General features: G+C 57.8%; 12 protein-coding genes. 1 reads left to right on the forward strand and 11 read right to left on the reverse strand.

All coding sequences use genetic code 11. The features are described 5' to 3' along the window. Positions 1–4: 4 nt before the first annotated feature. The 11 genes from LC531_RS00195 to rdgB all read right to left on the reverse strand — a co-directional run bounded on the left by LC531_RS00195 (position 5) and on the right by rdgB (position 13,653). Entirely contained in the window at positions 5–1,657 is a 1,653-nt protein-coding gene (locus LC531_RS00195) for a RagB/SusD family nutrient uptake outer membrane protein (RefSeq protein ID WP_223648305.1), read from the reverse strand. Between the two features lie 21 nt (positions 1,658–1,678). Next, entirely contained in the window at positions 1,679–4,783 is a 3,105-nt protein-coding gene (locus tag LC531_RS00200) for a SusC/RagA family TonB-linked outer membrane protein (protein ID WP_223648306.1), read from the reverse strand. Positions 4,784–5,135: 352 nt separating this feature from the next. Further along, on the reverse strand, positions 5,136–6,041 hold the full coding sequence (locus tag LC531_RS00205) for a DUF5777 family beta-barrel protein (RefSeq protein WP_223648307.1): 906 nt from the start codon (positions 6,039–6,041) through the stop codon (positions 5,136–5,138). 22 nt (positions 6,042–6,063) lie between these two features. After that, complete coding sequence (locus tag LC531_RS00210; protein ID WP_223648308.1) at positions 6,064–6,663, reverse strand: YceI family protein; 600 nt, start codon at positions 6,661–6,663, stop codon at positions 6,064–6,066. A 49-nt stretch (positions 6,664–6,712) separates the two neighbouring features. Then, complete coding sequence (locus LC531_RS00215; protein WP_223648309.1) at positions 6,713–7,129, reverse strand: hypothetical protein; 417 nt, start codon at positions 7,127–7,129, stop codon at positions 6,713–6,715. A 412-nt stretch (positions 7,130–7,541) separates the two neighbouring features. Further along, a complete protein-coding gene (gene secDF, locus LC531_RS00220) occupies positions 7,542–10,559 on the reverse strand; it encodes a protein translocase subunit SecDF (protein ID WP_223648310.1) in 3,018 nt (1,005 codons plus the stop codon). Between the two features lie 145 nt (positions 10,560–10,704). Continuing rightward, entirely contained in the window at positions 10,705–11,085 is a 381-nt protein-coding gene (locus LC531_RS00225; protein ID WP_223648311.1) for a hypothetical protein, read from the reverse strand. 63 nt (positions 11,086–11,148) lie between these two features. Next, the gene (locus tag LC531_RS00230) at positions 11,149–11,616 is read right to left on the reverse strand and encodes a DUF4268 domain-containing protein (protein ID WP_223648312.1); all 468 of its coding nucleotides are present in this window, start codon (positions 11,614–11,616) and stop codon (positions 11,149–11,151) included. 15 nt (positions 11,617–11,631) lie between these two features. Next, on the reverse strand, positions 11,632–12,240 hold the full coding sequence (locus tag LC531_RS00235; protein WP_223648313.1) for a Uma2 family endonuclease: 609 nt from the start codon (positions 12,238–12,240) through the stop codon (positions 11,632–11,634). Between the two features lie 58 nt (positions 12,241–12,298). Next, positions 12,299–12,925: a uridine kinase family protein gene (locus tag LC531_RS00240; protein ID WP_223648314.1), complete on the reverse strand. Its 627-nt coding sequence runs from the start codon at positions 12,923–12,925 to the stop codon at positions 12,299–12,301. 152 nt (positions 12,926–13,077) lie between these two features. Beyond that, positions 13,078–13,653: an RdgB/HAM1 family non-canonical purine NTP pyrophosphatase gene (rdgB, locus tag LC531_RS00245; protein ID WP_223648315.1), complete on the reverse strand. Its 576-nt coding sequence runs from the start codon at positions 13,651–13,653 to the stop codon at positions 13,078–13,080. Positions 13,654–13,838: 185 nt separating this feature from the next. Between rdgB and LC531_RS00250 the strand changes: the two genes are divergently transcribed. Further along, complete coding sequence (locus tag LC531_RS00250) at positions 13,839–14,108, forward strand: type B 50S ribosomal protein L31 (protein ID WP_223648316.1); 270 nt, start codon at positions 13,839–13,841, stop codon at positions 14,106–14,108. The last annotated feature ends 268 nt before the right edge of the window (positions 14,109–14,376 follow it).

Consider the following 14,376-nt stretch of genomic DNA (forward strand, 5'->3'; position numbering starts at 1 on the left):
TCGGTTAGAAGCCAGGGTTTTGGGGCAGGTGCCAGGTCTGGGCATCGTTCAGTTCGATGGGCAGCAGCGGAATAGGATTCACTACGCCCGTCGTGACGCTGTGCATCATGGCGCGGCCGGCCACGTCGGGGGGCAGTACGCCGAAGTAACGACCCGTGCGCACCAGGTCCCAGAAGCGTAGCGACTCCTCGGCTAGTTCTACCCGGCGCTCGTGCCAGATGGCAGTGAGCAGCGCCGAGCCCGACAAGCCGGCTGAGATGTCCGGCAGGGTGCCGGCGGGCGCATTGGTAGGCGCGTAGTTGTCAGAGGTGCCCACCGTGGTGGCACCCGGCGGCCGGGTCGAGGTGCGGGCGCGGGCGCGTACTTGGTTTACTAATACAACAGCCTCACCGCTCTTACCGAGCTGAGCGGCGGCTTCGGCCTTCATCAACAGGATGTCAGCATAGCGCATTTTCCGGATATTCTGGGGGCCAGCCTGGTTGGCAATGGGCACCAAAATAGCTACTTTCCGGCTCAGATATCCTGTGTCGTTTTGCGACAAGTCGATAGTCTCGGGTAGACCGAGCACGATGTCGTTGTTTTTGTACACGGTGGCCTCTAGGCGCGGGTCGTTGGGCTCAAACTCATTGACCAGGTTTTGAGTGGGGTTGTTGAAACCGTATCCCCAGCCGGTGCCCGGTATGTTGGCCCCGCTGGCATCCTTGGTCGTAACGCGGTTATTCTGGAACACGTTGTTAGTCGTGCCCGTCATAATGGGGCCGTAAGTGTCGTTGGAAGTAGCAAACTGAATCTCAAATACCGACTCACTGCTATTCTCACCCACCGTTTGGTGGATAGCGGCGTAATTAGGCAGCAAGCTGTACTGCGTCGAGCTGATGACAGTAGTAGTCAGGTCGTACACTTCCTGCCAGGTGTGCTTGTTGGTATTGTCGGTGCCAAGCTGGTACATGATAGCGCGGGCCAGGTAGCTATTAGCCGCACCCTTAGTAGCGCGGCCGAGGTCGGCGCTGGCGTAGGCATTCTTTTCTGGCAGCAAGGCTAAGGCAGCTTTCAGGTCTTTCTCGATGAAAGCGTAGGTGTCCGAAATGCTGGCGCGAGTCACCGTAGCTTCTTCAGTCGGCAGCACAGCCTTCTCAAACAGCGGCACGCCGCCAAACGACTTCACCAAGTTGAAGTAGAAGTAAGCGCGCAGGAACAGGGCTTCGCCCTTCAGTCGGCTCTTCAGGCTGGGGTCGATGGTGCCAGCATCAATGTTGTTAATAACCGTATTAGCACGTGCTACCCCCGTAAAGCTGTGTACCCACAGGGTACCGAGCGGGCTGTTACCGGGCCCCATTGTCCAGGTTTTCAGCTCGACAAGAGGCGTGAAGTCGCTGGGCGTGCTGCCTTTCGCGGCATCATCGCTCATGACGTCCCCAAACATCCACTCGTAGGTCTGGCCCACGTAATCGCCTACCCCAAACTTGGGGCCTTGGTCCCAGGAAGCAACATCGTAGATGGCATTTACCGCTTGCACGGCATTAGTGGGGTCGTTAAAAAGATTGCCCTGGGTAATAGTGCCCAGTGGTTGTTTGTCGAGGAAGCTTTGTTTACACCCTTGGGCGACTACCAGGCCTACCGAAAGCGCTATGAGGCGAGCTGCTTGTGCAGTTTTCATCTGTTGCGGTTGGTTATATTGTTAAAATTGAACGTTGAAGCCCAGGCGATAAGTGCGCGGCTGGGGGTAGTTGCCGAAATCGACGCCGTAGGCCAGCGGGTTGTTGTAATAGCCCGTAGCCGAAATCTCGGGGTCGAGGCCGCGGTACTTCGTGATGGTAAACACGTTATCAACCGAAGCAAATATACGGAAGCCCGTGATTTGGAACTTGTTGAGTACCGAGGGCGACAACGAGTAGCCCAGCTCCATGTTGCGAGCGCGCAGGTAGCTGGCGTCTTCCACGTAGCGGCTGCTAAACTTGTCGTTGTAGCCGCCCCCGTTGTTGGTGTCATTGGATGTTACGCGGGGCTGGTCGCTGTTAGGGTTGCTAGGCGTCCAGCGGTCCATGCGGTCGGCGTAGAAGTTGGTCCACAAGCCCGCGAAGTTACTCGATTTCGATAGGTTGAAGGCCCCGGCATTAATCGCGTCGGCACCTTTCACGCCATATATCAAAATCTTGAAGTCGAAGCTGCTGTACGAGAGGTTCAGCGAGGCACCATAGGTGAACTTGGGGGTAGCGCTGCCCAGGTACGTGTAGTCGTTGGAATCGATTTTGCCGTCGCCGTTCACGTCTTGGTAGCGTACATCGCCGGGCTTAGCACCAGGCTGCAAGGCCCCACCAGCTGCGTTCTTATAGCCATCCACCTCGGCCTGCGAGTGGAAGATGCCCGTCGATTGCAGGCCGTAGAAGTAAGCTACTTCGTGGCCCACATCAGTGCGGGTCGTGTTGCCAATTTGCGAGAGTACGTTGCCGCTGACAATGGGGGTAGCCCCGCCCAGGTCGGTGATGAGGTTGTTAATCTTGGTGACATTCACGCCCACGTTGTACTGAAGTTTGCCAATGGCATCGCGGTAGTTCAGGGCTAGCTCTACCCCCCGGTTGCGGAGCGAAGCCACGTTAGCGGCAGCTGGAGCCTGGCCCACGTAGTCGGGTACTGGCAGCAGGGCAATCATGTTCTTGGTGCGCCGCTCGAAGTAGTCGCCGGTGAAAGTCAGCTTGTTGTTCAGAAAAGCCGCGTCGATACCAAAGTCGGTGGTGACGGCCGTTTCCCACTTCAGGTTCGGGTTGTTGAGCGTGGCGATGGCCAAGCCGGGGTTCTTCGCCTTGTCGGGCCCGAATACGTAGTTCTGGTTGTTGACGGCCGTAGAGGCGTAGCCGTAGTTGGGGGCAGCATTCTGGTTACCTACCTCCCCGTAACTGGCCCGGAACTTAAGCTGCGAGATAGCCGTCACGCTCTTCAGGAATTCCTCATTAGAGATGTTCCAGGCCACGCCCACCGAGGGGAATGTGCCCGTGCGCTGAGCCGGTAGAAACTTCGAGGTCTGGTCGAAGCGCAGGGTACCCGTCACGAGGTAGCGGTCGCGGTAGTTGTAGTTGGCCCGGCCAAAATAGGAGAGCAAGCTCGCATCGTAGGGGGTAGGCGTAGTGAGCGTGTAATTGGGGCTGAGAGCCGAGTTGAGATACTGAAGCGACGCATCGGCCGGCACATTGAAGGCCCGAATACCGATACCATTGGCGTAGCTGCGCTGCGACTCCTGGCCCAGTGTAGCCGAGAACGAGCTGTTTTCGCCCATATCCAGGGTGTAGTTCACGTAGTTAGACCATACCCAGGCTATGTTTTCGATGCGCGTCTCGGTTAGCGCGCTCTGCGAACGCTGGTCGTTAGGGCCCAGGAAGTACTGCGGCTGGTACTGCTTGGGGTGGTTATTCCCATAAGTGATACCAAACGTTGAGCGGAAAGTCAGGCCCTTCAGGATGGTCACGTCCAGATAGGCATTCGAAAACAGCGTGGCGGTTTGCGTTTTGTTGAGTTCCTGCTCGGTGAGGTAGCGCGCCAGGTTGGGCGTGAAACTCGTGATGTTGTTGTAGGAGTAAGAGCCGTCGGCGTTGTAAGGCGACGTGATGGGGTTGGCCTGAATGGCATTCTGGAGCACCGTGCTGTAGAAGGCGTTGCCCGTGCCATCGCCCGCGCCCAGCAGACTAGCCGCGGTGAAAGTGCCCGCCACGCCCGCCTTGATACGCTTGGTCAGTATCACGTCGTCGTTGAGGCGTATCACGTACTTCTTCAGGCCCGAGGCTTGGATAATACCATCTTGCTGGAAGTAGTTGCCGCTTATCAGGTAGCGGTTCTGCTCGGTACCACCCGAAGCCGACAGGCTGTAGGTCTGAATCAGGCCCCGCTGGGTTACAAAATCCTGGTAGTTGAAACCCGGCTGACCACCCGTCAGGGCGCTTTGCAGCAGAGCCGAGTAGTCGCTTGGCACCGGGGCACCGCCGTTGGCGTAGGCTTCCGTCACGAGCGTAGCGTACTGCTGGGCGTTCGCCAGGTCGAGCTTCTTGCGGATTTGCTGAAAACCAGTGTAGCCATACAGGTTAAACTGCGTTTTGCCCGCCTTGCCGTGCTTGGTCGTAATGATTACGACGCCGTTAGCCCCGCGCGAGCCGTAGATGGCGGTGGCCGAGGCATCTTTCAAAATCTCAGTTGACTCGATATCAGTGGGTAGCAAGAAGCTAATGTCCCCCGTCTGAATCCCGTCAACCACGTACAGCGGGTCGCTGTTGTTAATAGTGCCTACCCCCCGCACCCGGATGCGGGTACCCGAGCCGGGCTGGCCGCTGTTGGAGGTAATCTGCACGCCGGCTACGCGGCCTTGTAGGGCCTGCACCGGGTCAGAGGTAGCTACCTGCGTAAGCTGGGCGTTGCTGACCGAAGCCACCGAGCCCGTAAGGTCGCTCTTACGAGCCGTGCCGTAGCCAATTACCACTACGTCGTTGAGGCTCTGCGCGCTAGCGTCGAGCACTACGTTGATGTTCGAGCGGCCCTGGAGCGGCACTTCCTGGGTGGTCATGCCCGTGAAGCTGACGACTAGCGTCGAAGTCGGATTTGGCACGCCCAGTTGGAAATTGCCATTGGCGTCTACGGTCGAGCCGGCTGTGCCGCCCTTCACGCGGACGGTAGCCCCAATCATGGGCTCGCCCTTAGTGTCTTTTACTGTGCCCTGAATAAGTTGTTCTTGTGCTGCCGCGCCAAACGGCCTGGCAAGCAAAACGAACAACATGAGCACCGCGAGTAAAACGGATTTCATAGTGTGAGTACTTGAAGTGGATGGGTGAAAAGGATACCAGTAAAGGTACTTTTCTACTTAATCAGCACTTAATACTATTTGCGCATTCTTTATTCTTAAACTTGAAAGTAGGCGGTATTCGGTTCAAAAAAGTCAGAAAACTATCAATTCAGTCAAGCATTTTTCCAGCTTACTTTCCCAGCCGAGTTGGACGCTGGCTAGCGGTTGGCTCTCCAAAGTCTTACGCGGCCGGCAAGGGGTAGGAACTCAGCTACCAAGACCCGGCACCCCTGCGGCTACCTGCGCGAACGAGAAAGTGCCGGGGCCTGGTAGCTGTTGCCCGCTTACTAGCTAGTATATAAGGTTGCCGCCGCTAGTGCCGCCGCTGCTTCACCGTAAAGTTGCGGCTGATGTTGAAGCCCGGATAGATGAAGCCTTTGAAGAAGCTGCCCGTCGTCTGGGTGATGAACTGTTGCTCAATCATACTAGGCGAGTTAGTGACGTGCAGTTGGAAGATGTGCCCGCCCGTCTCAATATCGACACCCAGCGCCAGCGAGTTGCGGAAGTGGTCGGCGGTGTAGCCCGGCAGCAGGTAGTAGTACTCTGCATTGAGCGAAAAGCGCTTAGTAAGCTTGTAGCGCCCGCCGATGCCCATTGCATACACATCGTTCTTTTCGCCTTCGTTCATCACCAGGTTGCGGTGCACCAGCGTGGGCATCAGCTGGAGCGAGAGGTCTGAATTGAACTTGCGCGCAATCAGGGCCTGATACGTATAGGCCGTGCGCCGCCCCAGAGTGTGGTCAATGTTATCAGCGTATTGCTCCGTGGCGATGGCTGCCGACGAGAAGAGCGTAACCGATACCGGCACTGCGTGCGTGCCCGTTGTTTGCTGAATGGCCTTGTATTTCAAGAACCCGTCGTAGGTTTTGAGCATCGACGAGCGCCCGATTCCCACCTCAAAGCGGTCGGTAACGGCATACTCAAAGCCCAGCCGCAGCTGCGCGTAGTCAAGCCCGAAAAACTGGTACGCTCCGCTGTTGATGGCTCCGAAGCGGTGCTGAATTAAAAAAACCATGGTGCCCTCGCCGGGTGTTTGCACAGTGTGGCCATTGATGAGGCGCGTCGCCTTGAACGTGGCGTCTACCACTTGGCTAGGCTCGTCCTTCTTGGTTTCCTTTTCCAGCTGGCCCAGTAGGTCGGCCTGGGCCCAGGCAGCCGGGGCTACCCCCACCACCAGCAGCAGGCAAAGGAGCGAAAGTTTAGTAACTAATTGATTCATAAAAAGTAAGGATAAAAGAAAGTCAGGGTTGAGAAACCAGGGCCGGGTTCAGCGCTTCGCAAGCCAGATTAATGCGCACGCTCACCGACTTGGCAATGTGCTCGCGCACCAGCATCGGAATGTCGATGGCGAAGTCGGCCGGGGCAATGTTGAAGTAGGCAAATACCACCAGTTGTCCATCGCGCAGTTGCAAGGTGCCCGTCACGATGGCCTTGCGCGTCACGCCGTGCAGCGTCAGGCTGCCCTCGGCTTCCACGTTCTGGCCGCCGCCGGGCAGCTGCTTCAGCACCTGCGCCGCGTTCACGAGCTGCCCCGTGAAGGTGGCCTTAGGATATTTATCCGACTCCATGTAGTTCTCGTTGAAGTGCTCCTGCATGAGGGTGCGCTTGAACTGGAAGTCATGAATTGGCACCGAAAAGGCTATCTGGCCGCTGCTGAGGTCAAAAACGGCCGCTACTTTATCGTTGCGGGCCTCAATGTCCTCCATAATGGAGGCCGAAAAGAACGAGATGTGGCCGGCCCTAGTCATGTACTTGCCTTGGCCCCACGCCGACCCCGGACTGCCCAGCCCCAGCAACAAGGCCACCAGCAGGCAGCCCAGGCGCGGTAAGTAGTCAGTCATACGCTACGGGAGGGGGGTAGGGAGTAAGCCAGATGCTGGGGCACCGAGGCTAGTTATTGAGCGCACCAGCATCAATCCAAGCTTTGATGGTGGCGATTTTGCAGTCGTCCAGCTTATCGCCTACTTGCGGCATGTTGTTGAAGCCGGGGTCGTGCCGAATATTGCCCAGCATCCAGGGAATACCCGTTTTGCCGTTCTCCGTGGTGGCCCAGTACTGCACCTGCGTGAAGTCATCCATGTTGAAATTGCCTTGCAGCAATTGTGGATTGTGGCAGGAGTTACGGCAGTCCAGCGTGAGGATAGGCAGTACGTCAGTTTTATACGAAACCGTGGTGGGCAGCGCGCAGGCCGGCTGCGCCGGTGGTACTACCGACGTATAAGAACAACCCGCTAACAAGCTGCCAAGGCCAAGGAGCAAGCCCGCGGCCGCGTAGCGGGGGGTAATCAAAAAAGTAGATAATTTCACAAAATTAGAATTAATAGTAAACGTAATTAAAAAGAAAAATTACGGCGGGACTCCAAGACAAATAATTTTGCTAGTAGTCTGACAAAAAGCATTTTATAGGACGTAAAAAAGATTAAAAAACACTATTCTTTTAATGTCAGAGTTTTTTGAAAGTGTTCAAGATTAAATAGGATTAAAAAGTAAATTTAATCCTCCTTTAAGCAAGTGGCATAACCTACGGCGGACTGTAAAACTAGGATTTACCAAAGCAAATAATTGTCCATTCTTGACGACCGCCCCGCTGGCCTGGCTAAACAGCGCTAAATTCTGGCCGACAAAAAATGGACTATGCCGTACCAACCGGACACAAAAAAGCCTGACCACCAAGGTCAGGCTTTTTGTAATAACGCTGGAATTCGGGATAACCGCGAGGCTATACTGTGGCCGTGCTCAGCTTGGGGGCCTCGCCGGGCAGGCTAGTTATAGTTTCGCCAGCGGCCTTGCGCTCGCGCTCTTCCTGGCGGCCGTAGGTATCGAGGATGATGGGCGTGGCGATGAACAGCGACGAGTACGTGCCGAACACAATGCCGATAATCATGGCAAACGAGAATGAGCGCAGCGTTTCGCCGCCGAAGATGTAAAGCACTAGTACGACTAGGAACACTGTGGTGAACGTAATCATGGTGCGCGAGAAAGTCGAGTTCAGGGCCGGGTTCACGACTTGGGCGAAGGTCATGCCAGGGTTGTTGCGCAGGTATTCGCGAATACGGTCATAGATAACTACCGTATCGTTCATCGAGAAGCCGATGATACTCAACACGGCCGCCACAAAAATCTGGTCCATCTCATAGTTGGCCCCGAAGGCGCGGGCGATGGGGTAGGACGCGATAACCAGCAGCGCATCGTGGAAGAGCGAGATAACGGCCGCCATCGAGTACTGCCATTTATCGAAGCGGAAGAGCACGTAGATGAAGATGCCGGCCAGCGTGAGCGCCAGGCTCAGGAACGACGTGCGCTTGATATCGTCGGCAATAGTCGCGCCCACTTTGGAGGTCGATTTAATAGTGGGTGCGTCGGCGGCGTACCGGCGCAGGCCCTGGTTGAGGGCCGCAGCCACGGTCTGGTCAGCGGTCTGGCTTTCATCTTCGGCCAGGTAGCTGGTGGTGATGCGCAGGCGGTCGGGGTTGCCGTACTGCTTCACCTCGAGGCCGGTATTTTTAAAGTCGGGCTCCAGAGCGGTGCGCACGTCGGAGGCCACCATCGGCTTGTTGAAGTCTACTACGTAGGCGCGGCCGCCGCGGAAGTCTACGCCCAGGTTGGGGCCGCCTTGCAGGTACATCAATACAAAGCCCGTGACGATAATGATGGTGGAGAAAGCGTAGGCGTATTTGCGTTTGCCCACGATGTCGAAGTTCAGGTTCTTAAACAGGTTGCGCGAGATGAACGTGGAGAACGTGATGGCGCTCGTCGTCTTGCCCTTAATCAGGAATTCGATAATAAGGCGCGACACGTACACAGCCGATAGGAACGACGTGAGCACACCAATACCCAGCGTGATGGCGAAGCTCTGCACCGGACCCGTGCCGAAGAAACCCAGAATAATGGCGATGAGCATGGTCGTCACGTTCGAGTCGAAGATGGCCGAGAAAGCCCGCGTGTAGCCCGCGTTCACGGCATCGTGCAAGGATAGGCCGTGGTCTAGCTCTTCGCGGATGCGCTCGAAAATCAGCACGTTGGCATCTACCGACGAGGCAATCACCAGAATCAGACCCGCGATGCCGGGGAGGGTGAGCGCGGTGCTGAACTGCGCCAGCACGCCCAGAATCAGGAACATGTTGAAGAGCAGCGCGGCATCGGCTACCAGGCCGGCGCGGCCGTAGTACAGGCCCATAAAGACCATGATAATAAGCAGCCCAGCCAGCGACGAGTACAAGCCTTGGTTAATGGCTTCCTTGCCGAGCGAGGGGCCTACCACAGCTTCTTCCACGATGCGCGTAGGGGCGGGCAGCTTGCCGGCTTTCAGCACCTGGGCCAGGTCCTGGGCCTCATCAATACTGAAGTTACCCGAGATGCTGGTGTTGCCACCCGCGATTTCGCTCTGCACTACGGGGTCCGAGTACACCACGTCGTCGAGTACCACGGCCACTTGCTTACCGATGTTGGCCCCGGTCATTTTCTGCCACTTGCGCGCGCCGGTGGGGTTCATGCTCATGCTCACTTCGGGGCGGCCGTTCTGGTCGTAGTCCTGGTGGGCATCGCTCACCACCTCGCCGCTGATGGGCGCGGCGATGGTGCCGGTGCGGTCCTTCTTCACGGCCACGAGGCGCAGAAACTGCTGGCCGTTGGCGTCAATCGGCTTGTTGAGGTAGAGCAGCGCCATATTAGGGGGTAGGATGGCGCGGGCCTCCTCCGAGTGCATCACGCGGTCGAACTGCGCCGTGTCACGTAGGTTCACGCCCAGCGAGCCGGGCATGGTGAGTAGCCGGGCCAGCACGCCCCCACGCTGCGAAGCAGCCGTCGAGTCAGTTTTGGCTTTGCCGGCCGGGGCCTTTTTAGCCAGTTGGGCAGCCAGCGACGTGCTGTCGCCCTTGGTGCCGGCGGTGGCAGCGGCGATGGTCGAGTCAGCTTTGTTAACGGCGGCGGCGGGGCCGGTCGCGGTCGCGTTAGCCTTTTCCTTGGCAGTCAGCACCTGGTCAATCTGGCCCAGGTAGGGCGCTACTTCCTGTTGGGGCCACACCTCATAAAATTCCAGCTTAGCCTGGCCTTGCAGCAGCTTGCGCACGCGCTCGGGGTTGTCCACGCCCGGCAGCTCCACCTGAATGCGGCCGGTGCCCTTCACCCGCTGAATGCTGGGCTGGTTCACGCCAAACTTATCCACCCGCTTGCGCAGAATGTCGAACGAGCGGTCAATAGCATCTTCTTCTTCCTTATCAATGGCCGTCAGCACCTTGGCATCGGACGTGTTCAGGTCAATCTTACGGTCTTTATTGATGGAGTTGGCAAAAACACGGTTCAGCGGCACGCCGGGCGCGGTTTCCTTATACGCTTGGTAAAACAAGGTCGTGAAGGCCGTGCCCGAGTTGGTTTTCTGGCGCTCTTGAGCCAAGGCCAGTGCTTTGTTAAAGGCAGGGTCTTTGGAGTTGCCGGCCATTGCCCGCACTATTTCCACCGGCGATACCTCCAGCGTCACGTGCATCCCGCCCTTCAGGTCGAGGCCCAGGCCCAGCTCGCTCTGCTTCACGTCTCGGTACGTGTAGGAGCCGAACACCGGCGCGCGCCACACCGAGTCGAGGTAGTGCTGGCGCTGATTTTCGTTCAGTTGGCCGTTGTGGGTGGCGTAGGCCACGGCCTTGTCCTGCACCTGCCGCGAGATGTAGGTGAAAAACAAAAAGTACGCGCACAGCACCGAGACGATGACGGTGAGCGTGATGATAAGTCCTTTGTAACGCATTTTAAGTAAGTAACAATGAGCAATGAGTAAGGAACAGTTGGCCTTGCGTGAGGCAGGGGGTAGGAGCAACAGCCAGCTCAGCAGAAAGAACAATTGGCCTAAAAACCAACTACTCCTTGCTCACTGGTAATTGCCCTTTGAAAAGCTAAGGGGCCTGCGGCGACACCGCCGCCCGCAGCTGCCGCTGGCGGCACAGCTGCGCCACGAAGGCAACCGGCACGCTCGCTGTTGCCAGCAGCACGGCGCGGCGCACCAGGCGCGGCTGCCAGCCCGCGAAGGGGGTAGGGGGCAGCCAGCCCAGCGCAAAGGCCGGGGCCACGTAGCTATCGGCCGGCGTAGCGGCTTCGAGCCGCACTTTTTGCTTCACTACCGTGGCGCGGGGCGCGGTGCTGACTTGCGCCCCGGCCGGGGGGGTAGGGCGCAGCACGCTCACCGTCCGGCCGTTCAGGCCCAGCAACAGCAGCACGGGTAGTGCCACTAGCACCACGCGCAACAACCGCGTAAACTGGGAAAAGGAATAGCGCATAACTCGGACAGGGCTACAAATATAACGCGCTGCGCGACTTAGGTCCGCGCCCGGCCCTACCCCCTACCATGCGCGCAGCTCCTCAAAGGCATACTGCGCGTCGTTCCAAAAGGCATCTAAGGCAATAAGGCGGGGCTTGAAGAACGAAATCAGCGCCGGCCAGTCGTCGCGGCTGAACAGGTTGGCCGGGACTAGCTCCTTATAAATGCGGCTCAGCGGCTGGCCGTGCTCGTTGGTGGCGTGCACCTCCCAGGTCCAGGTTTCGCCCAGCGTGTCGTGCAATAGCATTTTTAGAGACACAAACTGCTCGAAGAACAGCTCGCGTACGCCCGCGTCGGGCTGCGTTAGCTCGATGGCGATGCTGGCGCGCCGGTTGTCGGCGTGTAGCTTGAATTGCACGCCCTTCAACCCCGTTTTATAATTGACCCAGCTAACGGGCAGGCCCTCGGCCGACAGCACTGGGGCTAAGTATTGCCCGAAGGTGGTCCAGAAGGCCTGGCGCAGCTGGGAAGCTTCTGCTTTGCTATACAAGGCGTTGCGGCTGGGTTAGGCGGCCCGCCGCAACGGGCGCAAATCGAGGCGAAAGCCGGGCAGCACCGGCTCGCCGCTCAGCTCCTGGTTGTAGCCCTGCACGGTTTCGGCGGACTGGCCGGGGCGGTATACGTAGGCCGTTTCGGCCTCGACATCCAGCAGAAAGCCTAGCTCCATGCCGTTGGCCAGGTAGGCTTCCATCTTGGCTTGCAGCATAGTTAGCTCATCCGAAGGTGATTTTATTTCCATCATAAACTCGGGGCAAACCGGCGGAAACTTGCGGCGCTGCTCGAGCGTGAGTACCGCCCATTTTCCCTGACTCAGCCACGCCACATCAGGCGAGCGCACCGAGTTGTCAGGGAGCTTAAAGCCCGCGGATGAATCATACACGTGACCCGGCTGAGCCGGGCGATTCCAGTGCCTGAGTTGATAATTTGCCTCGGAGCAGGATTCGCTGGATTCGGAGCCGGCGGGAGGCATAATAATAATTTCCAGGTGGGCATTACGCTCAAAATTGAGCCTGGGGTTGGCTTGGCACAACTCAAAAAACTCATCGTCGCTAAGCCCAGCCAACACGGGGCCTTGCAACACCGGCAACTCGGGAAACTCGTAGGTGGTGGGCATTGCGAAAAGTTAAATTAGAAGTAGTTACTTGCCAAGATACGAACGGCGCAACATTCCCCTACCCCCCCTCAGCCACCTTGCCGCGCAGGTAGCCCGTGAGCACAGCCAGCCCATTCTCAAAATGCCGGTTATTGGGAATGATGATATCTGCCTCAGCCTTAAAGGGTTGAATATACTTCTCGTAGGTGGGCGCCACGTGGTTGGTGTAGCGATAGAGCACGTCCTGGAGGTCATAGCCGCGCTCATCGCGGTCGCGCACGATGCGACGGTGCAGCTTCACGTGCTCCTGGGCATCGATGTATACCTTGAGGTCCAGTAGCTTCGCAATTTCCTCGAAGTAGAAGACGAAGATGCCCTCCACCACCACGATGGGCGCGGGCCGAAAAACCAGCTCGACCGGCACCACGTTTGGATTATTGAACGTGTACTCCGGGCGACGTACCTCGCGGCCCTCGCGCAGCTGGCGCACGTCGGCCGCGTAGGCGGCCGAATCGATGCTGCCGGGCAGGTCGAAGTTCTCTATCCCCTGCTCATCGCGCAGCTGCTCGTGGCGGGGGTGGTAGTAATTATCCTGCGAAATCAAACAGATGTCGCGTTCGGGAAAAGCGGCCAGCAAGCGGCGCAAAAACGTGGTTTTGCCCGATGCGCTGCCGCCCGTGATACCAACGAGGTAGGGATGCTGCATAACGGGGGGCAAAGGTACGGGTAAGGGGGAATGAGCGTGACAAAAGAACGTCATGCTGACGAAGGAAGCATCTCTACCGCCTAACTAATCCCAAACGTCAGGATTTACTTGCGCGGTAGAGATGCTTCCTTCGTCAGCATGACGTTCTTTTATCATCTATTCAAAAAAGCCGCTAGCCCGGCCACGGCGCGGGCGCGGTGGCTGAGCAGGTTTTTTTCCTCCAGCGTCATTTCGGCGAAGGTGCGGCCGTCGCCTTCGTCAGGTACGAAAATGGGGTCGTAGCCAAAATTGCCCCGGCCGATGGGCGCGGCCGCGATAGTACCCATAACCTCGCCGCTGAACTCGTGCGCATCGCCCGGCCCGCGCATCAGGGCGATAACCGTGCGGAAGCGCGCCCGGCGGTCGGGCTGCGCGCCTAGCTCATGCAGCAGCTTGGCCATGTTGGCGGCGGGCTCGCGGGCGGGGCCGGCGTAGCGGGCCGAGTACACGCCGGGCGCGCCATCTAGGGCATTTACTTCCAGCCCGGTATCATCGGCGAAGCAGGCCACGCCGTAGTGGTCCCACACGTACTGGGCCTTTTGGTAGGCATTGCCAGCGAGGGTAGGCTGGGTTTCGGGTAGCTCCTGGTGGCAGCCGATGTCGGCCAGGCTCAGCAGCTCGACGTGGGGCAAGAGCAGCCGGATTTCATCCAGCTTGTGGGCATTATTAGAGGCGAAGCACAGGCGCATGGCAAGTGGGAGGGGGGTAGGGAGCCGAAGAAAGCTTGCGCAAAGCAACAACCCGCGGCCCGACTACCCGCCGGCCCGGCCCCGCAAAGGGGGGTAGGGGCTTGACTTTGTGGCGGCTACCCCGTACTTTTGCAGTCCCTTCCGCAAAACCGGCAGGGTTTAACAGGTAAATAGACCCTCCCGATATGAAAAAGGACACGCACCCCGAATACCGCCAGGTAGTTTTCCAGGACACCTCTTCGGATTTCAAATTTATTACCCGCTCCACGATGACCTCGCCCGAGACCATTCAGTGGGAAGACGGCAACACCTACCCGGTCATTAAAATCGAAGTGAGCAGCGCCTCGCATCCCTTCTACACCGGCAAAAACATGTTCATCGATACGGCCGGCCGCGTAGAGAAATTCCGCAGCCGCTACGCTAAGAAAGAGCAGAACAGCGCGGGCAAAGAATAGAGTTTTTAAGCTGTTAGCTGATAGCTTTTTTCTGAGACTCCTTCCGGTGCGCCGGGAGGAGTTTTTTTGTGGATGCCACTGGCGGGGCGGCGTAAATTTGTCTTTTTCCCCAAATTCGTTTGTCCTTGCGAGCAAAGCGAAGTAATCTTTCCTTCCGTCAGGGGTAGTAAACCCAACGATGCGAACGACCAGGAAAGATTGCCGCGCTTCGCTCGCAAGGACAAACGGTCCACGGGCGCTTTGAGGCAAGCCCTACCCTCCTAAAAAA

Source organism: Hymenobacter psoromatis (assembly GCF_020012125.1).
Classification (GTDB): domain Bacteria; phylum Bacteroidota; class Bacteroidia; order Cytophagales; family Hymenobacteraceae; genus Hymenobacter; species Hymenobacter psoromatis.

Bases quoted from the DNA above. Each gene is read 5' to 3' on its own strand.
- LC531_RS00195 (WP_223648305.1), bottom strand. From the start codon at position 1,657: ATGAAAACTGCACAAGCAGCTCGCCTCATAGCGCTTTCGGTAGGCCTG.
- LC531_RS00200 (WP_223648306.1), bottom strand. From the start codon at position 4,783: ATGAAATCCGTTTTACTCGCGGTGCTCATGTTGTTCGTTTTGCTTGCC.
- LC531_RS00205 (WP_223648307.1), bottom strand. From the start codon at position 6,041: ATGAATCAATTAGTTACTAAACTTTCGCTCCTTTGCCTGCTGCTGGTG.
- LC531_RS00210 (WP_223648308.1), bottom strand. From the start codon at position 6,663: ATGACTGACTACTTACCGCGCCTGGGCTGCCTGCTGGTGGCCTTGTTG.
- secDF (WP_223648310.1), bottom strand. From the start codon at position 10,559: ATGCGTTACAAAGGACTTATCATCACGCTCACCGTCATCGTCTCGGTG.
- LC531_RS00225 (WP_223648311.1), bottom strand. From the start codon at position 11,085: ATGCGCTATTCCTTTTCCCAGTTTACGCGGTTGTTGCGCGTGGTGCTA.
- LC531_RS00235 (WP_223648313.1), bottom strand. From the start codon at position 12,240: ATGCCCACCACCTACGAGTTTCCCGAGTTGCCGGTGTTGCAAGGCCCC.
- LC531_RS00240 (WP_223648314.1), bottom strand. From the start codon at position 12,925: ATGCAGCATCCCTACCTCGTTGGTATCACGGGCGGCAGCGCATCGGGC.
- rdgB (WP_223648315.1), bottom strand. From the start codon at position 13,653: ATGCGCCTGTGCTTCGCCTCTAATAATGCCCACAAGCTGGATGAAATC.
- LC531_RS00250 (WP_223648316.1), top strand. From the start codon at position 13,839: ATGAAAAAGGACACGCACCCCGAATACCGCCAGGTAGTTTTCCAGGAC.